16 protein-coding genes are annotated in these 18668 nt (G+C 74.7%); 1 reads left to right on the top strand and 15 read right to left on the bottom strand.

Features of this window, described 5'->3' with window-relative positions; genetic code table 11:
- Window positions 1–4: 4 nt before the first annotated feature.
- The 14 genes from IEW07_RS04150 to IEW07_RS04085 all read right to left on the bottom strand — a co-directional run bounded on the left by IEW07_RS04150 (window position 5) and on the right by IEW07_RS04085 (window position 16607).
- Complete coding sequence (locus tag IEW07_RS04150) at window positions 5–3037, bottom strand: FAD-binding and (Fe-S)-binding domain-containing protein (protein ID WP_188534585.1); 3033 nt, start codon at window positions 3035–3037, stop codon at window positions 5–7.
- A gap of 108 nt (window positions 3038–3145) precedes the next feature.
- The gene (locus tag IEW07_RS04145) at window positions 3146–3565 is read right to left on the bottom strand and encodes a DUF3151 domain-containing protein (protein ID WP_188534584.1); all 420 of its coding nucleotides are present in this window, start codon (window positions 3563–3565) and stop codon (window positions 3146–3148) included.
- Window positions 3566–3718: 153 nt separating this feature from the next.
- Window positions 3719–4741 carry a class II fructose-bisphosphate aldolase gene (gene fbaA / locus IEW07_RS04140; RefSeq protein ID WP_188534583.1) on the bottom strand — a complete coding sequence of 341 codons (1023 nt, stop codon included), beginning with the start codon at window positions 4739–4741 and terminating at the stop codon, window positions 3719–3721.
- 81 nt (window positions 4742–4822) lie between these two features.
- Complete coding sequence (locus IEW07_RS04135; protein ID WP_188534582.1) at window positions 4823–5482, bottom strand: TrmH family RNA methyltransferase; 660 nt, start codon at window positions 5480–5482, stop codon at window positions 4823–4825.
- Window positions 5475–6056 carry an orotate phosphoribosyltransferase gene (gene pyrE / locus IEW07_RS04130; RefSeq protein ID WP_188534581.1) on the bottom strand — a complete coding sequence of 194 codons (582 nt, stop codon included), beginning with the start codon at window positions 6054–6056 and terminating at the stop codon, window positions 5475–5477. The genes IEW07_RS04135 and pyrE overlap by 8 nt, the downstream gene beginning before the upstream one ends.
- A 163-nt stretch (window positions 6057–6219) precedes the next feature.
- A complete protein-coding gene (locus IEW07_RS04125) occupies window positions 6220–6978 on the bottom strand; it encodes an SDR family NAD(P)-dependent oxidoreductase (protein ID WP_188534580.1) in 759 nt (252 codons plus the stop codon).
- 76 nt (window positions 6979–7054) lie between these two features.
- Complete coding sequence (locus IEW07_RS04120) at window positions 7055–8263, bottom strand: acyl-CoA dehydrogenase family protein (RefSeq protein WP_188534579.1); 1209 nt, start codon at window positions 8261–8263, stop codon at window positions 7055–7057.
- A 141-nt stretch (window positions 8264–8404) separates the two neighbouring features.
- Complete coding sequence (locus IEW07_RS21400) at window positions 8405–9484, bottom strand: ABC transporter ATP-binding protein (protein ID WP_268235523.1); 1080 nt, start codon at window positions 9482–9484, stop codon at window positions 8405–8407.
- Window positions 9469–10143 carry a molybdate ABC transporter permease subunit gene (modB, locus tag IEW07_RS04110; RefSeq protein ID WP_188534578.1) on the bottom strand — a complete coding sequence of 225 codons (675 nt, stop codon included), beginning with the start codon at window positions 10141–10143 and terminating at the stop codon, window positions 9469–9471. The genes IEW07_RS21400 and modB overlap by 16 nt, the downstream gene beginning before the upstream one ends.
- A 6-nt stretch (window positions 10144–10149) precedes the next feature.
- A complete protein-coding gene (modA, locus tag IEW07_RS04105; RefSeq protein ID WP_188534577.1) occupies window positions 10150–10968 on the bottom strand; it encodes a molybdate ABC transporter substrate-binding protein in 819 nt (272 codons plus the stop codon).
- Between the two features lie 56 nt (window positions 10969–11024).
- On the bottom strand, window positions 11025–11423 hold the full coding sequence (locus IEW07_RS04100; RefSeq protein ID WP_188534576.1) for a TOBE domain-containing protein: 399 nt from the start codon (window positions 11421–11423) through the stop codon (window positions 11025–11027).
- Window positions 11424–11483: 60 nt separating this feature from the next.
- Window positions 11484–13379: a DNA helicase RecQ gene (recQ, locus tag IEW07_RS04095; protein ID WP_188534575.1), complete on the bottom strand. Its 1896-nt coding sequence runs from the start codon at window positions 13377–13379 to the stop codon at window positions 11484–11486.
- Between the two features lie 61 nt (window positions 13380–13440).
- On the bottom strand, window positions 13441–15783 hold the full coding sequence (locus tag IEW07_RS04090) for a glycoside hydrolase family 65 protein (protein WP_188534574.1): 2343 nt from the start codon (window positions 15781–15783) through the stop codon (window positions 13441–13443).
- Window positions 15784–15815: 32 nt separating this feature from the next.
- Window positions 15816–16607 carry an enoyl-CoA hydratase gene (locus IEW07_RS04085; RefSeq protein WP_188534573.1) on the bottom strand — a complete coding sequence of 264 codons (792 nt, stop codon included), beginning with the start codon at window positions 16605–16607 and terminating at the stop codon, window positions 15816–15818.
- 129 nt (window positions 16608–16736) lie between these two features.
- On the opposite strand from IEW07_RS04085, the gene nadE reads away from it, so the two are divergent.
- Entirely contained in the window at window positions 16737–17561 is an 825-nt protein-coding gene (nadE, locus tag IEW07_RS04080; RefSeq protein WP_188534572.1) for an NAD(+) synthase, read from the top strand.
- Between the two features lie 10 nt (window positions 17562–17571).
- On the opposite strand, the gene IEW07_RS21855 is transcribed toward nadE, so the two are convergent.
- Entirely contained in the window at window positions 17572–18006 is a 435-nt protein-coding gene (locus tag IEW07_RS21855; protein WP_443093583.1) for an S-layer homology domain-containing protein, read from the bottom strand.
- Window positions 18007–18668 lie beyond the last annotated feature (662 nt).

The following is an 18668-nucleotide window of genomic DNA, read 5'->3' as shown; positions in this document are numbered from 1 at the left end:
CCGGTCAGGGCGAGCCGGCCTCCGCCGGCCGGCCCGGGTCCAGGAGCTCGGCCAGGTGCCGGCCGGCCCGGGACGCGTCGAGCTGGCCCACCTGCATCGCGCAGGAGAACCCGTCGGTGAGCACCACGGTCCCCGGCGGGGTGCTCCGCAGGGCCGGGGCCAGGGCGTTCTCGGCGACCTGCATGCTGACCTCGTAGTGCTGCCGCTCGAAGCCGAAGTTGCCCGCCACGCCGCAGCAGCCGGTGGCGTCGACGACCTCGGGCACCCCCGCGGCCGCCAGCGCGGTGCGCTGGGTGCCGGCGCCGAAGACCGAGTACTCGTGGCAGTGCGTCTGCAGCACCACCCGGCCGGGGAGGGGCTGCGCGGGGGACGGGGTCCAGCCCGCCGCGGCGAGGTCGGCCGCGTGGGACGCGAAGCTGCGCACGCGGGCCGCCACCCGCCGGGCCTGCTCGGTGTGGACGAGCTCGGGCAGGTCCTTGCGCAGGGCCGCGGCGCAGCTGGGCTCGACGACGACGATGGGCCGCTCCGTGCCGTCGTCGAGGGCCTGCGCGGCCCGGGAGAGCAGCCTCCGCGCGGTGTCCAGCTGGCCGGTGGAGATCCAGGTGAGCCCGCAGCAGGCGTCGGCGGAGCACGCGACGCTCTCGCCCGCCCCGGCCAGGACGCGCGCCGCCGCCCCGGCCACCTGGGGGCGGAAGCCCCGGGTGAAGGTGTCCACGAACAGCACCACCGACCCCGCCGGGTCGCCGGGCGGGAGGACGCCCGCGGCGGCGGCCTCGCGGCGCCACTCCCCGGCCCCGGCGAAGCGGGGCATCGCGCGGCGCGTGGTGAGGCCGCCGGCCACGGCGGCGGCCTTGGCCAGCGGGGTCGCCAGGACCGCGTTGACCAGCGGGGCGATCCGCCCCGTGAGGGCCAGCCAGCGCGGCAGCCACCCCAGCGAGAAGTGCGACAGGGGCCGGAGCCGGCCCCGGTAGTAGTGGTCGAAGAACTCGGACTTGTAGGTGGCCATGTCCACGCCCGCCGGGCAGTCGGTGGAGCAGGCCTTGCAGGACAGGCACAGGTCGAGGACCTCGCGCACCTCCTCCGACCGCCACCCCTCCTGGACCGTGGCCGCTCCGCGGACCATGTCCTGGAGCACGCGGGCCCGGCCCCGGGTCGAGTCCTTCTCGTCGCGGGTGGCGCGGTAGCTGGGGCACATCACGCCGCCGGTGTCCGCCCGGCAGCGGCCCACCCCGATGCAGCCCTGCACGGCGTGCACCCAGGGGTCCGTGCCGGCACCGTGGGCGCGGGCGGGGTCGTCGGTCTCCGCCAGCGACCCGCCGCCGGCGCCGAGGGGGCGCAGGTCGAAGCTCGTGCGCCACTCCCGGGCCGGGATCCCGGCGAGGGCGAGGTTCGCGTCCAGGGGGTCCGGGGCGGTGATCGAGCCGGGGTTGAGGATGCCGGCGGGGTCCCACAGCCGGCGGTACCGCGCGAAGGCCGCGAGCACCCCGGGCGAGTACATGAGCGGCAGCAGCTCGGACCGGGCGCGGCCGTCCCCGTGCTCCCCGGACAGGGAGCCGCCGTGGCGGACTACCAGCTCGGCCGCCTCGCGGGTGAACCGGCGGAGGACCGCGCGGCCCTCCTCAGTGCGCAGGTCGTAGGTGATCCGGATGTGCATGCAGCCGGCGCCGAAGTGGCCGTACATGACGCCGCCGAGACCGTGCTCGGCCATGAGGACCCGCAGGTCCGCCAGGTAGTCCGCCAGGTCCTCCGGGGCGACGGCGGAGTCCTCCCAGCCGGGCCAGGACTCCCCGCCGGAGGCGAGCCGGGACGAGAGCCCGGCCCCGTCCTCGCGGACGCGCCACAGCGAGGCGCGTTCCACGAGGTCCGGGACCGCGCGGCCGTCCACGAGCCGCCCGTTCTCCCCCAGCCGGGCCAGCAGCCGGTCGGCCTCGGCCGCGACGGAGGCAGGGTCGTCGCCGTCCAGGTCCACGAACAGCCAGGCCCGCCCCTCGGGCAGCCCGAGCACGGAGTCCGTCCCGCGGCGGAAGCGCATGGTCTCCACGATGGCCTCGTCCGTGCCCTCGACGGCGGCCGGGGAGAACTCCAGGATCGTCGTGACGTCCCGGGCCGCGTCCACGACGTCGGCGTACCCGAGGCAGACCAGCAGCGCGCTGGCCGGCTTGGGCACCAGCTTCATCCGCGCGCGGACCACGACCGCGCAGGTGCCCTCGGTGCCCACCAGGGCCCGGGCGATGTTCAACTTCCTCTCCGGCAGGAGGTTCTCGAGGTGGTAGCCGGAGACCTGGCGCGGGATCCGGCCCAGTTCCAGCCGGAAGGCGGCCAGGTTCTCGCGGGCCAGCGCGCGCAGGGAGTCCGCGAGCTCCGCGGCCCGGGCCGCGGACGCGTCGTCGGCCGGATCGGTGGCGCGCAGGCCCGTGCCCGTCGCCGTGAGCCGGGCGCCGTCGGAGGTGACGACGTCGAGCTCCACCACGTGGTCGGAGATCCGGCCGTGGCGCACGGAGTGGTTGCCGCACGCGTCGTTGCCCAGCGACCCGCCCACAGTGGCGCGGTTCTTCGACGACGGGTCCGGCGCGAACGTGAGCCGGCCCCCGGTGGCACGCTCCACCTCGCGGGTGAGGTCGGCGAGCACCACCCCGGGGTCCACGTCGACCGTGCCCGCGGCCTCGTCGACGGCGTGCACCCGGGTCATGTGCCGGGAGAAGTCCAGCACGACGCCGGGGCCGATCGCGTTGCCCGCCATGGACGTCCCGCCGCCCCGGCCGGTCAGCGGGGTGCCGGTCCCGCGGCACGCCGCGACCGCGGCCAGCACGTCCTCCACGGTGCGCGGGAACACGACGGCCAGCGGCGGCACCCGGTAGTTGGAGGCGTCGTAGGAGTACTCGGCGAGCCGGCGCGGCGACGCGTCGGCGGCCACCCCGGCGGCGGCCAGGCGCCCGAGCACGTCCGGGCGGTCAGCGGCCCCGGCTGGGGCTGCGGTGGCCGCGGTGGCTGCGGTGTCGGAGGCCTCGGGGCGGGCGGGGCTCGGGGATGCGTCCATGGACGCCATCATGCTCCCGTCCCCGCGGGAAGGGCACCTGTGACGGCGCTCCGGCGGGTCCCGAGCCGGACGGCGCCCCCGCCCGCCGGGGCGTGCGGGGGCGGCGGGTCAGCGGGAGAGCTGCTCCGCGGCGGTGGGGTCGGAGTCGTTGAGGAACTTCTGGATCCGCTGGGCCTCGTCGAACTCGCCGATCGCGGCCGCCGCCCGGCCCAGGGCCGCGAGGGCCCGGAGGAAGCCCCGGTTGGGCTCGTGCGCGAACGGGATGGGGCCGTGGCCCTTCCAGCCGTGGCCGCGCAGGGCGTCGAGGCCGCGGTGGTAGCCGACCCGCGCGAAGGCGTAGCCCTCCAGGGTGCGGCCCTCGCGGAGGGCCTCCTCGGCGCACATGGCCCACGCCAGGGGCGCCTTGGGGAAGCGGGCGGCGAGGTCCTCGGCCTCGTCCCCCGCCGCGATGCGCTCGGACAGGCCGGGGTCCTCGCTGAGGAGGGTGGGCTCGGGGCCGTCGAGCAGGTTCTTGCCGGCGAGGCTCATGGATCGGGGTCCTTTCGGTGCGGAAGACGGTGCGGGCCGGCGGTGCGGCGGCCCGGGAGGTGGCGCGGGGAGGTCGTGCGGGGAGGACGACGGCGGCGCCCCGCCTCGGGCAGGACGCCGCCGTCTGGCTCCGGCGCCGCGGAGCGGGTGGACCTACTTGACGGAGGTCCCGGCGGAGCCGAGGTTCTGGCAGGCCTCGACCACGCGCGCGGCCATGGACTCCTCGGCGAGGGCGCCCCAGACGCGGGGGTCGTACTTCTTCTTGTTGCCGACCTCGCCGTCGACCTTCAGGACGCCGTCGTAGTTCTGGAACATGAACCCGGCGATCGGCCGCGTGAACGCGTACTGGGTGTCGGTGTCCACGTTCATCTTGATCACGCCGTAGGAGACGGCGTCGGCGATCTCCTGCGCGGAGGAGCCGGAGCCGCCGTGGAAGACGAGGTCGAAGGGGCGATCCTTGCCGATCTTCCGCCCGACCTCGTCCTGGATCTGCTGGAGCAGCTCGGGGCGCAGCTTGACCCCGCCGGGCTTGTACACGCCGTGCACGTTGCCGAAGGTGAGGGCGGTGATGTAGCGGCCGTTCTCGCCGGCGCCGAGCGCCTCGACGGTCTTCAGGCCGTCCTCCACGGTGGAGTAGAGCTTCTCGTTGATCTCGGCCTCGACGCCGTCCTCCTCGCCGCCGACGGCGCCGATCTCGACCTCGAGGATGATCTTGGCCTTGTTGGTGCGGGCCAGGAGCTCCTGGGCGATCTTGAGGTTCTCGTCGAGCTCGATCGCGGAGCCGTCCCACATGTGGGACTGGAAGATCGGGTCCTCGCCGCGGGCCACGGCCTTCTCGGACTCCTCGAGCAGCGGCAGCACGAAGCTGTCGAGCTTGTCCTGCGGGCAGTGGTCGGTGTGCAGGGCGATGTTGACGTCGTAGTTCCTGGCGACCTCGCGGGCGAACGCCGCCATGGCGAGCGAGCCGGTGACCATGTTCTTCACGGAGGAGCCGGACCAGTAGGCGGCGCCGCCGGTCGAGGCCTGGATGATGCCGTCCGAGCCGGCCTCGGCGAAGCCGCGGATGGCGGCGTTGAGGGTCTGCGAGGAGGTGACGTTGATCGCCGGGTAGGCGAAGCCCTTCTCCTTGGCGCGGTCGATCATCTCGGCGTAGACGTCAGGGGTTGCGATGGGCATGCTGGCTCCTTCGGTTCGGGTGTGGCCTGGGTCCCACTCTAGTCAAAGGCACGCCGGTGGACGACGACCGAACGCGCCGGGTCACCCGACGGGCTGGCCGAAGACGTGCCGCCGGACCCACGCGTGCATGGCCACGGCGGCCGCGGCGGAGGCGTTGATGGAGCGCGTCGAGCCGAACTGGGCGATGGACAGGGTGACCTCGGCGGCCGCGTGCATCTCGGGGCTCAGCCCCGGGCCCTCCTGGCCGAGCACCAGCACGCAGCGCTCGGGCAGGTCGTAGGTCTCGAGCTGCCGGGAGTCGGGGAAGTTGTCGATCCCGATGACCGGCAGGCCCTCGGCGCGGGCCCACGCCACGAACTCCTCGACGCCGGCGTGGTGGCGCAGGTGCTGGTAGCGGTCGGTGACCATGGCCCCGCGGCGGTTCCAGCGGCGCCGGCCCACGATGTGCACCTCCTGGGCGAGGAAGGCGTTGGCGGTGCGCACCACGGAGCCGATGTTGAGGTCGTGCTGCCAGTTCTCGACGGCCACGTGGAAGCCGTGCCGGCGGGTGTCGAGGTCCGCGACGATCGCGTCCATCGTCCAGTACCGGTAGGCGTCCACGACGTTGCGCCGGTCCCCGTGGGCCAGCAGCTCGGGGTCCCACTGCTCGCCCTCGGGCCAGGGGCCCTCCCACGGGCCGACGCCGACCTCCGGGGCGGGCCCTGCCTGCGCCCCGGGCGTCCCGGCCGCCGGGTCAGTCAAGTCCGAGCTCGTCCTTCGTGAACGCGTAGAGGCAGGGGACGCCCGCGGTCTCCTCGATGCGCTCCTTGGCGCCGGTCCGGCGGTCCACGATGATCGCCACGGCGACCACGTTGGCGCCCGCGCGCTGCAGGGCCTCCACCGCGGTGAGCGCGGAGCCCCCGGTCGTGGAGGTGTCCTCGACGACGACGACGTCGCGGCCCTCCACCGAGGGGCCCTCCACCTGGCGGGCCATCCCGTAGCTCTTCTGGGCCTTGCGGACCACGAAGGAGTCCACGGCCCGGCCCTGGTCCCCGGCCGTGCGCATGATGGAGTGGCCCACGGGGTCGGCGCCCATCGTGAGCCCGCCCACGGCCTGGAAGGAGATCCCGGCCTCGTCGAGCATCGCCAGCATCACCTGCCCCACGTAGCGGGAGGCCTCGTGGTGGAGGGTCACGCGGCGCAGGTCCACGTAGTAGTCGGCCTCGATGCCGCTGGCCAGCGTCACCTTTCCGCGCACCACGGCGAGGTCGATGATCAGCTGGCGGAGGCGTTCGCGGGCCGTCTCGAGGTCGACGGGCGAGAAGTCGGTGGTCATGGGCCCCAGTCTATGGGCCGCACGGGCCTGCCCCCGCCCGCCCCTGCCGCGAGGGGCCGCGTCCTGCACTCCCCCACCGCGAAGGGTCGCGTCCCGCCAGAAAGAAAGCCTCTTTCCGGCAGGACGCGACCCGCCGGACCGGAGCCGCTCCGAGGACGACCCCTCAGCGCGGGGCCATGCGGAGGGCACCGTCCAGGCGGACGGTGGCCCCGTTGAGGTAGTCGTTGTCGACGAACGAGCCCACGAGCCGGGCGAACTCCTCGGGGCGGCCCAGCCGGTGCGGGAAGGGCACGCCGGCGGCCAGCCCGGCCCGGAACTCCTCGCCCAGGGTGGCGAGCATCGGGGTCTCCAGGACGCCCGGCGCGATCGTGTTGACCCGGATCCCGGAGCCGGCCAGGTCCCGTGCGGCGGTGATGGTCAGGCTGTGCACCCCGCCCTTGGACGCCGCGTAGGCAGCCTGGCCCACCTGCCCCTCGAACGCGGCCACGGAGGCGGTGTTGACCACGAGGCCGCGCTGCCCGTCGTCGTCGACGGGGTCGGTGGCCGCGATCCGCTCGGCGGCGAGGGTCAGCACGGTGAAGGTGCCCAGCAGGTTGACCCGGACCACCGTCTCGAACAGCGCCAGGTCGTGCGGCCCCTTCCGGCCCAGGATGCGGGCGGACGGGGCGATGCCGGCGCAGTTCACGACGGTCCGCAGGGGTCCGGCGTCCGCGGCGGCGTCCACGGCGGCGCGCACCTGGTCGGGGTCCGTCACGTCCGCGGCCACATAGCTGACGCCGTCGACGGCGGGGGCCCTCTCGAGGCCGGCGGGGAGGTCGAGGCCGGTCACGCGCACGCCGCGGCCGGCGAGCATCGCGGCGGTGGCGGCGCCCAGGCCGGAGGCGGCGCCGGTGACGAGGGCCGAGGTGCCGGTGAGGTCCATGCGGGGTCCTTTCGGGGACGAGGTGGCTCGGACAGGGAGTTGGACGGTGGCTCGGACGGGGAGCCGGACGGGCGGCTCAGACGAAGGCGGAGACGCCGGTGACGGCGCGGCCCACGATGAGGGCGTTGATCTCGTAGGTGCCCTCGTAGGTGTAGAGGATCTCGACGTCGTTGAAGAGCCTGGCCATCTCGTGGTCGGTGACGACGCCGTTGCCGCCGAGCAGGGCCCGCCCGGCGGCGGCGGACTCCCGCGCCAGGGAGGTCGTGGTGGCCTTGGCCAGCGCGGCGTGGGGCATGTCGAAGCCGCCCTCCTCCTGGAGCCGGGCGATCTGGGCCATCAGGCCCAGCGAGGCGGTGGCGTTGCCGAGGATCCGGGACAGGGGCTCCTGCACGAGCTGGAACTTCGCCAGCGGGCGGCCGAACTGCTTCCGGGCCAGGGCGTAGTCGCGGGCCACGTCGAAGATCGCGAGCTGGACCCCGGCGCCCTGCCAGCCCACCCAGGCGCGGGAGTTGCGCAGCATCACGTTGGCCGCGGCGAAGTCATGCGCCCCGGGCAGCGCGCCGGCGGCCGGGATCCGGACCTCGTCCAGGACGATGTCCGCGTTCTGCATGATGCGCAGGCCGATCTTGTGCTCGATCTTGGTGGCGGACCACCCGGGCCGGTCGGTCTCCACGAGGAAGCCCTTGACCTTCCCGTCGGCGGTGTCGCGGGCCCAGACGATCGCGACGTCGGCGATGGTCCCGGCGCCGATCCAGCGCTTGGCCCCGGTGAGCACCCACTCCTCGCCGTCGCGGGTCGCGGTGGTGGCCAGGCCGCCGGCGATGTCGGAGCCGTGCTCGGGCTCGGTGAGCGCGAACGCGCCCAGGGCCCGGAAGCGGCGCAGGTCGGGCAGCCAGCGGGCCTTCTGCTCCGCGGAGCCCAGCGCGTCGATCAGGTCGACGATGAGCTCGTTGTGGATCCCGACCAGGGCGCTCAGCGACACGTCCGCCCGGGCGACCTCCGCGTAGGCCATGCCCCGGAAGAGCCTGCTGGCCCCGGAGAGCTCCAGCTCCCCCAGCCCGTGGGCGGCCAGCTCCGGGAGCAGGTGGGCGGGGAACTCCTCCCGGTCCCAGAACTCCCCCACGACCGGGCGGATCTCCGTCTGGAGGAAGTCGTGGAGGACCTCCAGCCGCTCGCGCTCGGGCGGCTGGAGGAGGGAGGCGAAGGAGAAGAGGTCGGCGTCCGGGAAGGGGATGCCGACGGCGTGCTCCACGGACGGGGATTCCCCGCGCAGGACCGGAGTCATGGTGTGTCCTCTCGTCGGCCCGGCACGGAGGGTGGTCGTGGGGGCCGGGTCGAACCGTACGGTGGTGAGCACATCGTACTGTGAGCCACCTCACCGGGCGCGGAGGACCGCCGCTCCGGCGCCCCGGGTCGGCGTCCCCGCTCAGGTACGGGGGATCAGGTGCACGGCGGCGGCCTTGACGACGGCGCGGACCCGTGATCCGGGGACCAGTCCGAGCTCGTGCCGGGACGTCCGGGTGACGTAGGCCGTCAGCGGGAAGCCGGCGTCCAGCTCCACCCGCTCCAGCGGGCCCTCGGGCACGATCGCGGTCACGGTCGCGGCCACGCGGTTGCGCGGGCTCGCGGCGCGCGCCGCCTCCGTCTCCAGCGCCACGTCCTCGGCCCGCACGCAGGCCAGGACGCGTCCGCCCGGCACCAGCCCGCCGGGGTCGGGGGCGACGAGCGCCCCGGCCGCCACGCCGACGCGCACCAGCCCGCCCGCCCGGGACTCGACCCGGCCGGACAGGACGTTCTCCGTCCCGACCGCCCGGGCCACCTCCGGCGTGGCCGGGCGGGAGAAGACCTCCTGGACCGGGCCCTGCTGGTGGACCCGGCCGTCGACCAGCACCACGAGCCGGTCGCCCAGGGCCAGGGCCTCGGCCCGGTCGTGGGTCACCAGCAGGGTCGGGGTGCCCGAGGACGCCAGCACGGCGCGCAGGCCGGCGCGCAGGCCCGTGCGGGTGGGGGCGTCCAGCGCGGAGAGGGGCTCGTCCAGCAGCAGCAGGCGGGGGCGGACCGCCAGCGCGCGGGCCAGGGCCACGCGCTGGGCCTCGCCGCCGGACAGGCCCCTGGTCGCGCGCCCGGCCAGGTGGGCGACGCCGGCGTCGGCGAGGGCCTGGGCGGTGCGCGCACGCCGCTCGGCACGGGGCAGCCCGGTGAGGCCGTAGGCCACGTTGGCGTCCACCCCCATGTGCGGGAAGAGGGCGTGGTCCTGGAAGAGGTAGCCGATGCCGCGCCGGCGGGCGTTCACGCGGCGGCGGCCCTCGTTCCAGACCTCCCCGTCCAGGACCACGCGCGCGGGGGGCGCGGGGGCGTCCAGGCCCGCCACGCAGCGCAGCAGGGTGGTCTTGCCCGCGCCGGAGGGGCCGAACAGGACGGTGACCGGGGCGTCGGCCTCCAGGGGCAGGCTCAGGTCCACGTCCAGGACCTGGTGGCGCAGCCGCAGGCTCAGGGTCGGGGCCACGCGGGTCCTCCCCTGCGGTTGAGGGCGTAGGTGGCGACCAGGACCACCAGGGAGAACAGCAGCAGGAGCACGCTGGTCCGGGCCGCCGTGGCGTAGTCGAAGGACTGGACGCTGTCGTAGACGGAGATCGCCACCGTGCGGGTCCGGCCGGGGATGTTGCCGCCCACCATCAGCACCACCCCGAACTCCCCGATCGTGTGGGCGAAGCTGAGCACGGCCGCCGTCACCAGGCCGGGGCGGGACAGCGGCAGCACCACCCGCAGCACGGTCGCGGCCTGGGAGCGGCCCAGGATCCAGGAGGCCTCCAGCAGACGCCGGTCCACCCCGGCGAAGGAGGCCATCAGGGGCTGGACCGCGAAGGGCAGGCTGTGCAGGACCGAGGCGACGAGCAGGCCGTTGAAGGTGAAGACCAGTGGGGAGCCGGTCGTCTCCGACCACCACCGCCCCACCGGGGAGCCCTCCCCCAGCGCCACCAGGAGGTAGAACCCGAGGACCGTGGGGGGCAGCACGAGGGGCAGCGCCACCACCGCCTCGACCAGCACCGTCCACCGGCGGCGCGAGAACGCCAGCCAGGCGGCCAGGGGCACCGCCCCCACGAGCAGGACGAGGGTCGTGGCCGAGGCCAGGCGCACGCTCAGTGCGACGGCGTCCCAGTCCACGGGGGCTCAGCCCTCCGCGCCGGCGGGCGGGTGGAACCCGTGCTCGGCCAGGATCCCACGCCCGTCGGGCGAGGTGAGGAAGGCGGCCAGGTCCCGGGCCTCCTGCGGCGCGCCCTCCAGCACGACACCCCCCTGCTCCACGGTGGGGAAGTCCTCGAGGGGCACTTCGCTGTAGGTCCCCTCGTCGCGCAGCCCGGGGGACAGGGCCAGCGACAGCGCGATGATCCCGGCGTCGGCGTTGCCGCTCCGGGCGAACTCGGCGGCCTGGGCGATGTTCTCGCCCAGCACCAGCTTGCCCTCCAGCTCCTCCTCCACTCCGGCGGTGCGGATGGCAGCCTCGGCGGCCCGGCCGTAGGGCGCGTGCTCGGGATTGGCGATGGCCACCGTGGTGACGGCGTCCTCGGCCAGTCCGGCCACGCCCTTCCGGGGGTCGGCCGTCGAGCCCTCGGCGGCCCAGACGACCAGGCGGCCGACCGCGTAGCCGAAGACGTCCTGGGGGCGGGCACGGTCCTCCTCGGCCAGCTGCTCGGCCAGGGAGATGTCGGCCGACAGGTACAGGTCGAAGGGCGCACCGTTGCGGATCTGCTGGACGAAGGTCCCGGAGGACCCGTAGGTGACCTCCACCTCCACACCGTCGTGCTCGGTCTCGAAGACCTCCACCGCCTCGTCCAGGGCGAACTTCAGGTCGGAGGCGGCCGCGACCGTGATCTCCTGACCGGTCCCGCCGGGCGCGGGCGGCGCGGCGGAGCAGGCGCTGGTCAGCAGCAGGGCCACGACGAGGGCCGCGGCGCGGGCCCGCGGGGAGCGGCGCGACGGGGCCGTCATGCGCGGACCCGTCCGCCGCGGACGACGGCCTCGCCCGTCCTGGGGCGCATCCGGCCTCACGTCCCCGGGGTCTCGACGACCACGTGCGTGGACTTCACGACGGCCGTGGCCACGACGCCGGGCTCCAGCCCCAGGTCCCGGACGGCCTCGGTGCTCATCAGCGAGACCACCCGGTGCGGCCCGCACTGCAGCTCCACCTGGGACATCACGGTGTCCGAGACGACGTCGGTGACCAGCCCCACGAACCGGTTGCGCGCCGAGCTGGCCACCCGCGCGGGGTCCTCCGGCCGGACGGAGCGCTCCTTGAGCAGCCGGGCCAGTTCGAGTCCGTCCACTACGAGCTGTCCGGTCCCGCTCCTGGTGCTGTGCAGCGTGCCCTGGTCGATCCAGCGCCGGACGGTGTCGTCGCTGACGCCGAGGAACCGGGCGGCATCGGCGATCCTGAGCTCTGTCATGGTCCAACGCTATCCGATTCTGCGGCGGAAAACCCTTGTGACACCCGCAGATGCGGACCGTCAGGGGTTCTCGACCGCCCGGAGGACGGCCTCGCCGTAGCGCTCGAGCTTGGCGGCGCCGATGCCGGAGAGGCCGCGCAGCTCCTCGAGCGAGCCCGGCCGGGCCTGCGCGATGGCGGCGAGGGTGGCGTCGGTGAACACGACGTACGCCGGCACGCCCTGCTCCTTCGCCGTGGCGGCGCGCCAGGCCCGCAGGTGCTGGAAGAGCTCCTGCTGGGGCTCGTCGAGGACCGGGCGCGCGGCACCGGCCCGTGGCCTGCGCGGCGACGGCTCCCGCTCGGTCTCGCGCCGCAGGCGCACCTCCTGCTGCCCGCGCAGCACCTCCCCTGCGGCGTCGGTGAGCGCGAGGACGCCGTACCCGCCCTGCACCTGGAGCAGGCCCTGGGCGAGCAGCTGGCGCACCACCCCGCGCCACTGCGCCTCGCTGAGCTCCGTGCCGATGCCGAACGTGGTGAGCTCGTCGTGACCCATCCGCACCACCCTCTCGGTCCGCCGGCCGAGCAGGATGTCCACCAGGTGTCCGGCGCCGAACTGCTGGCCCCGTTCCCGGGCCAGCCGCACGATCGTGGACATGAGCTTCTGCGCCGGGACCGTCCCGTCGAAGGACTCGGGCGGGCTGAGGCAGGTGTCGCAGTTGCCGCACGGCCCGCTCTCCTCGCCGAAGTAGCGCAGCAGCTGCTGCCGGCGGCACTGGACCGTCTCGCACAGCGCGAGCATCGCGTCCAGGTGGAGCGTCTGGGCGCGCTTGCGCTGCCGGTCCCCCTCGCCGTCCTCGATCATCCGCCGCTGCTGGACGACGTCCTGCAGCCCGTATGCCAGCCACGCCGTCGACGGCAGCCCGTCGCGCCCGGCGCGGCCGGTCTCCTGGTAGTAGCCCTCGATGCTCTTGGGCAGGTCGAGGTGGGCGACGAAGCGCACGTCGGGCTTGTCGATCCCCATGCCGAAGGCGATGGTCGCGACCATGACGACGCCGTCCTCGCGCAGGAAGCGGGCCTGGTGGTGCCGGCGCAGCTCGGCGGGCAGACCGGCGTGGTAGGGCAGCGCGGGGACGCCCTGGGCGGCCAGCCACTGGGCCGTGCGCTCGACCGATGCGCGGCTGAGGCAGTAGACGATGCCGGCCTCGCCCTCGTGCTCGGTCCGCACGAGCTCCAGCAGCTGGCGGCGGGCGTCCTGCTTGGGGCCCACGCGGTACTGGATGTTGGGCCGGTCGAAGCTGGAGACGAAGACGCGGGCGTCCTCCAGGCGGAGGTTGCGGACGATCTCCTCGCGCGTCTGGGCCGTGGCGGTGGCGGTGAGCGCGATGCGCGGGATCCCGGGCCAGCGCTCGTGGAGGAGTGTCAGCCCCAGGTAGTCGGGGCGGAAGTCGTGGCCCCACTGGGCCACGCAGTGCGCCTCGTCGACGGCGAAGAGCGCGATGCGGGCGCGGTCGAGCAGCCCGGCCACGGCCGGCAGCCGCTCGGGGGCGAGGTAGAGCAGGTCGAGCTCGCCGGCCAGCAGGCCGCGCTCGACGGCGCGGCGCTCCTCGGCCGTCTGGGTCGAGTTGAGGAACGCGGCGCGCACGCCCAGCTGCTCGAGGGCGTCGACCTGGTCGTGCATGAGCGCGATGAGCGGGCTGATGACCACCCCGGTGCCCTCCCGCACGAGCGCGGGGACCTGGTAGCAGAGGCTCTTGCCTCCGCCCGTGGGCATGAGCACGAGCGCGTCCCGGCCGCCGACGACCGTGTCGATGACCTCGGCCTGCTGCCCGCGGAAGGCGTCGTAGCCCCAGACGCGGGTGAGCACCTCGAGCGGCGCGGGCCGGGCCGCTCCCGGGCCGTGCCGCTCCCCGGGATCCTCCGCAGCCCGCCCGGCCCGGCCCTCCGGCGGCGGCTCGGCCCCGCTCCACGTCGTCCCCACACGGCCAGGGTAGCCGGTGCGGGGCGCCGCCCCGGACGGGGAGGTCCGGGCGGCGGGGCCCTCAGGCGCGCGGGGCGCGGCCCGGGGGCTGGCGGGGCGTGGGCGCCGCGGGCCTGGGGACCGTCAGCGGCACCGTCGCCGGGCGCGCCGAGGTCACCGTCACCGCCCGCCCGTCCACCCGGACGGGGAGCTCCCCGTCGCCCTCGTCGAGCAGGCGCACCACGGTGCCCTCGCGGGTCGTCTCGACGCCCACGCGCCGGCCGCGCCAGCGGAGCCGGAACGCGATCCGGGTCAGCCGTTCCGGCAGGCGCGGGGCCAGCTCCAGCGTCTCGCCGTCCGTGCGCAGCCCGCCGAACCCGCAGACCAGCGCCAGCCATGCCCCGGCGAGGGAGGCCAGGTGCAGCCCCTGCCCGGAGTCGTCCTGGATGTCCCGCAGGTCCACGAGGGCGGCCTCGCGCAGGTACGCGAGCGCGAGGTCGAGGTGGCCGACCCGGGCGCAGACCACGGCCTGCACCGCGGCGGACAGCGACGAGTCGCGCACGGTGCGCTGCTCGTAGTAGTCCAGGTCCCGGGCGGTCTGCTCGGGGGTGAAGGCGTCGGAGCACCACCACAGGGCCAGGACGAGGTCGGCCTGCTTGACGACCTGGCGGCGGTAGATCTTCGCGTAGTGGGCGTGCTTCTCCACGGGGTACTCGTCCTGGCGGGACTCGAAGTCCCACTCCCGGTAGGTCGTGAACCCGTCGTTGGAGGGGTGGACGCCGAGCACGGCGTCGTAGGGGACGTGCACGGCGTCGGCCAGCGCGCGCCACCGCCCGAGCTCCTCGGCCGCCACGGCGAGCTCTGCCGTCCGCTCCGGGTGCGCCTCGCACGCCTCGGCGGCCGTCCGCAGGTTGCGCGCCGCCATGAGGTTGGTGAAGACGTTGTCGTCCACCACGCCGGTGTACTCGTCGGGCCCGGTCATGCCGAGGAGGTGGACGGCGCCGTCGTGGTCCCGGTGCACCATGGAGGCCCACACCCGCGCCGTCTCCACGAGGACCTCGACCCCGCCGACCGCGGTGAGGTCCTGGCCCGTGACGTCGGCCCAGAGGCGGAAGGCGCGGGAGATGTCGGCGTTGACGTGCATGGCCGCGGTGCTGGCCGGCCAGTAGGCCGACACCTCGCACCCGTCCACGGTGCGCCAGGGGAACGAGGCCCCGGCCAGGCCGAGCACCTCGGCGCGCTCGCGGGCCGGCTCGAGGGTCGAGGCCCTCCAGCGCAGCACCCGGGCCGCGTCGAGGGGACGCAGCAGCGCCAGCGCCGGCAGCACGAAGCCCTCGATGTCCCAGAAGGTGTGCCCGCTGTAGCCGGAGCCGGTCAGCCCCTTCGCCCCGATCGGCGCCCCGCTGAGGCAGGCCGCCGACTGCAGCACCTGGAACAGGTCGAAGCGGAGGGCGAGCTGCAGCTCGGGGTCGCCGTCGAGCTCCACCGCGGAGCCGTCCCAGAACTCGTCGAGCAGCGCCCGCTGCTCGGCGAGCAGGCCGTCCCAGCCGCGCCGCCGGGCCCCGTCCAGCGCGGCGAGCGCCTGGTCCCGCAGGTCGTCGGCGGGGTCCTGGGGCGACCGCGCGTGGCTGAGGTGCTTGACGAGGCCCACGCGCTCCCCGGGCCGGAGGTCGGCCACCACGGTGGTGACCACCTCGTCGTCGTCGCACTGGGTGCTGACGGCGGCGCCCCCGGGCAGGTCCAGGGCGTGGTCGACGGCCGCGGCCACGCCGATCCCGCTGTTGCGGGTGCGGTGGACGAGGACGCCGCCGGTGTCGTGGCAGCGGCTGATGCGGGCGCGGAACGGCCGCGCCAGGGCCTCGGCCACGCGGGGGTCGCGGTTCTCCACCTGCGGGGGCGTGCCGTTGGCGATCAGGTCGGACCGGACCACGACCTGGACGGCGGAGTCGAGCGCCTCGACCTCGTAGCGGATCGCCGTGACCGAGCGCTGGACCAGGGACACCAGCCGCGTCGAGGTCAGGCGCATCCGGCGGCCGCCGGGGGTGGTCCACTCCGTCTCGCGGTGCAGCGTGCCCGCGCGCAGGTCGAGCGTGCGCTCGTGGCGCTCCGGGGGCGTCTCCCGGACGTCGAGGGGGACGCCGTCGACCAGCAGGCGGATCGCGGTGCCGTCGGCCACTCCGATGATGGCCTGCCCGTTCTCCGGGTGCCCGTAGCCGCCCTCGGGGTAGGACAGCGGGTGGTGCTCGTAGACGCCGGACATGAAGGTGCCCCGGGAGGTGCTCGGCTGCCTCTCCTCGAGGACGCCCCGGACCCCGACGTGGCCGTTGGCGAGCGAGAAGACCGACTCCACGACGCCGAGCGCGTCCGGGTCGAGGGAGGACTCCCGGACCTGCCAGTCCCGGGCTTCGAACGAGGGATTCACCATGGGACAACGGTAGCGGGAGCGAAGGGCCCCGCTCAGCGGTGCGTGAACCGCGGCTCGCGCTTCTCCGCGAAGGCCGCCATGCCCTCCTTCTGGTCCTCCGTGGCGAACAGGGCGTGGAAGAGCCGGCGCTCGAAGAGCACGCCCTGGGCCAGGGTCGTCTCGAACGCGGCGTTCACGGCCTCCTTGGCGGCCAGGGTCGCCGGCAGGGGCCTGGCCGCGATCGTCTCCGCCGTGCGCAGCGCCTCGTCCAGCAGCTCCGCGGCGGGCACGACGCGCGAGACCAGCCCGGAGCGCTCGGCCTCCGCGGCGTCCATCTGCCGGCCGGTGAGGACCATGTCCATGGCCTTGGCCTTGCCCACAGCCCGGGTCAGCCGCTGGGACCCGCCCATCCCGGGGATCACCCCGAGGTTGATCTCGGGCTGGCCGAAGCGGGCGGTGTCCGCGGCGATCAGGACGTCGCACATCATGGCGAGCTCGCACCCGCCGCCGAGGGCGTAGCCCGCGACCGCGCCGACGACGGGGGTGCGGACCCGGGTGAAGGCGTCCCAGCCCGCGAACCAGTCCGCGAGGAACATCTCCGGGCCGCTGCGGGCGGCCATCTCCTTGATGTCCGCCCCCGCCGCGAAGGCCTTCTCCGACCCGGTGAGCACGATCGCGCCGATCGCGGGGTCGGCGTCGAACGCGGCGGCGGCCGCCACGACGTCGCGCAGGGTGGCGGCGTCGAGGGCGTTGAGCGCCCTCGGCCGGTTCAGGGTGATGATCCCGACCCGCCCGCGGGTCTCGACGAGGACGGTGTCGTGCTGGTCGCTGGTGCTCTCGCTCATGCCTGGTCTCCTGGTCCGGTCTGCTGGGGTCGTGGTGCGTCGTCGGGGGCGGCGTCTCGCAAGGACATGGCCCGATCGTAGCCGCGGGCCCCTTGCCGCCCGGCGAGGCCCCGCGGCTAGCATGGGTGCATGCGGAAACTCCAGGCAGCAATCATCGAAGAGATGGGCGTCAAGCCCGAGATCGACCCGCAGCAGGAGATCGAGACGCGGGTCCAGTTCCTCTGCGACTACCTCCGGGCCAGCCGCACCAAGGGCTTCGTGCTCGGCATCAGCGGCGGCCTCGACTCCACGCTCGCCGGCAGGCTGGCGCAGCTGGCCGCGGAGCGGCTGCGCGCCGAGGGCGAGCAGGCGGAGTTCGTGGGGGTGCGGCTGCCCCACCGCAAGCAGCACGACGAGGAGGACGCCCAGGCGGCCCTGCGCTTCGTCGCCGCCGACCGCACCATCACCTACGACATCGCCCCGGCGGTGGACGGCTTCGAGCACGGCTTCGAGGGCGCCACCGACCGCGAGATCTCCGACTTCAACAAGGGCAACATCAAGGCCCGCATGCGGATGATCGCCCAGTACGCGATCGCCGGGGAGCACAACCTGCTGGTGGTGGGCACCGACCACGGCGCCGAGTCCGTGACCGGGTTCTTCACCAAGTACGGCGACGGCGGGGCGGACATCCTGCCGCTGTTCGGGCTGAACAAGCGGCAGAACCGGCTGCTGCTGCAGGCCATGGGCGCCGAGGAGCGGCTGTGGGCCAAGGCGCCCACCGCGGACCTGCTCGACGAGAAGCCCGGCCAGACCGACGAGGCCGAGCTGGGCATGGCCTACGACGACATCGACGACTACCTCGAGGGCCGGGAGGTCGGCGACGCCGTGGCCGAGCGGCTCGAGGCGCAGTACCTGAGGACCCGGCACAAGCGCACGACGCCCGTCACCCTCTTCGACGACTGGTGGCGGAGCTAGTCGTCCCCGGTCACAGCACCGGGTCCGCCCGGTAGACGAACGCGGCCATCGCGTCCCGGGCGATCGGCTGCCACGGCCGGTAGGTCCGGGTCCCGTCCCGTTCCGTCCAGCCGGTGGAGACGCCTGTGCGCGCCAGCCAGGCCATCTCCCGGTAGAACTGCTGGCCGGTGGACACGTCCCGGAACGGGGAGGTGCTCGGCGGGTCGTAGGCCGGGGAGCCGGCCGCCCGGTAGAGGAACGCCGCCATCGCGTCGCGGTCGATCGGCCGCAGCGCCCGGTAGGTCCTCGTGCCGTCCGGCTCGCGCCAGCCCGTGGAGATGCCGCGGTGGTCCAGCCACGCCATCTCCTTGTAGTAGCGCTGGTCCGGGGAGACGTCGGCGAACGGGGAGACCGGCGGCGGGTCGTAGGCCGGGGAGCCGGCCGCCCGGTAGAGGAACGCCGCCATCGCGTCCCGGTTGATCGGCTGCCCCGGCCGGTACGTGCGGGACCCGTCCGGCTCGCGCCAGCCCGTGGAGACGCCGTGGGCCGCCAGCCACGCCATCTCCTTGTAGAACAGCTGCCCGGTGGACACGTCCCGGAACGGGGACACCGCCGGCGGGGCCCAGGGCCGGACGAACGCCTGGAGCGGGTCCGTGGACGTGCCGGGCACCGCCTGGCCCGCCGGGTAGGCGTAGAACCAGATCGTCACGTAGGTCTCCCACCCCGGGCCCGCCGGGCCCGTGGTGGCGACGCTGCTGACCCCGATCCCCACGTGGGTGAGGTCCCGGGCGAACTGGTCGGTGCCGTTGCGGGGGAAGAAGTCCAGCAGGTAGTGGGTGATGGCCTCCACGGCGTCGGCGCCCGCGAACTGGCCGGTGAACTCGCCCTTCCCGAAGTACTGGTCCATCCGGTGGGCGCCCGCCGGGACGTCGCGGAAGGGGACCGGGCTCTCCAGGGGGGTCCGCGCGCTCGCCGTCGTGTCCGCCCACCGCTGCGCGGTCGCGGAGAGCGACGAGTTGTAGGCGAGCGGGGCCCGGTAGGCCTGGCGGCGGTGGTCGTTGACGATCCTGAAGGCCTCGGCGACCTGCGCGGCCGTGGTCGGCAGGGAGCCCGTCACCGCCGCGGCGG

Origin of the sequence: Kocuria dechangensis (genome assembly GCF_014636775.1) — a bacterium.
GTDB lineage: Bacteria > Actinomycetota > Actinomycetes > Actinomycetales > Micrococcaceae > Kocuria > Kocuria dechangensis.
Note: the sequence above shows the minus strand (reverse complement) of the source record. Positions and strands in the feature narration are given on the sequence as shown.

What these genes read in the sequence shown, in the direction of transcription:
- IEW07_RS04125 (WP_188534580.1), bottom strand. Translation starts at nt 6,978, where the DNA reads ATGGACCTCACCGGCACCTCGGCCCTCGTCACCGGCGCCGCCTCCGGC.
- modA (WP_188534577.1), bottom strand. Translation starts at nt 10,968, where the DNA reads ATGACGGCCCCGTCGCGCCGCTCCCCGCGGGCCCGCGCCGCGGCCCTC.
- IEW07_RS21855 (WP_443093583.1), bottom strand. Translation starts at nt 18,006, where the DNA reads ATGGCGGCGTTCCTCTACCGGGCGGCCGGCTCCCCGGCCTACGACCCG.
- nadE (WP_188534572.1), top strand. Translation starts at nt 16,737, where the DNA reads ATGCGGAAACTCCAGGCAGCAATCATCGAAGAGATGGGCGTCAAGCCC.
- IEW07_RS04145 (WP_188534584.1), bottom strand. Translation starts at nt 3,565, where the DNA reads ATGAGCCTCGCCGGCAAGAACCTGCTCGACGGCCCCGAGCCCACCCTC.
- IEW07_RS04085 (WP_188534573.1), bottom strand. Translation starts at nt 16,607, where the DNA reads ATGAGCGAGAGCACCAGCGACCAGCACGACACCGTCCTCGTCGAGACC.
- fbaA (WP_188534583.1), bottom strand. Translation starts at nt 4,741, where the DNA reads ATGCCCATCGCAACCCCTGACGTCTACGCCGAGATGATCGACCGCGCC.
- IEW07_RS04090 (WP_188534574.1), bottom strand. Translation starts at nt 15,783, where the DNA reads ATGGTGAATCCCTCGTTCGAAGCCCGGGACTGGCAGGTCCGGGAGTCC.
- IEW07_RS04150 (WP_188534585.1), bottom strand. Translation starts at nt 3,037, where the DNA reads ATGGACGCATCCCCGAGCCCCGCCCGCCCCGAGGCCTCCGACACCGCA.
- pyrE (WP_188534581.1), bottom strand. Translation starts at nt 6,056, where the DNA reads ATGACCACCGACTTCTCGCCCGTCGACCTCGAGACGGCCCGCGAACGC.
- IEW07_RS04120 (WP_188534579.1), bottom strand. Translation starts at nt 8,263, where the DNA reads ATGACTCCGGTCCTGCGCGGGGAATCCCCGTCCGTGGAGCACGCCGTC.
- IEW07_RS04100 (WP_188534576.1), bottom strand. Translation starts at nt 11,423, where the DNA reads ATGACAGAGCTCAGGATCGCCGATGCCGCCCGGTTCCTCGGCGTCAGC.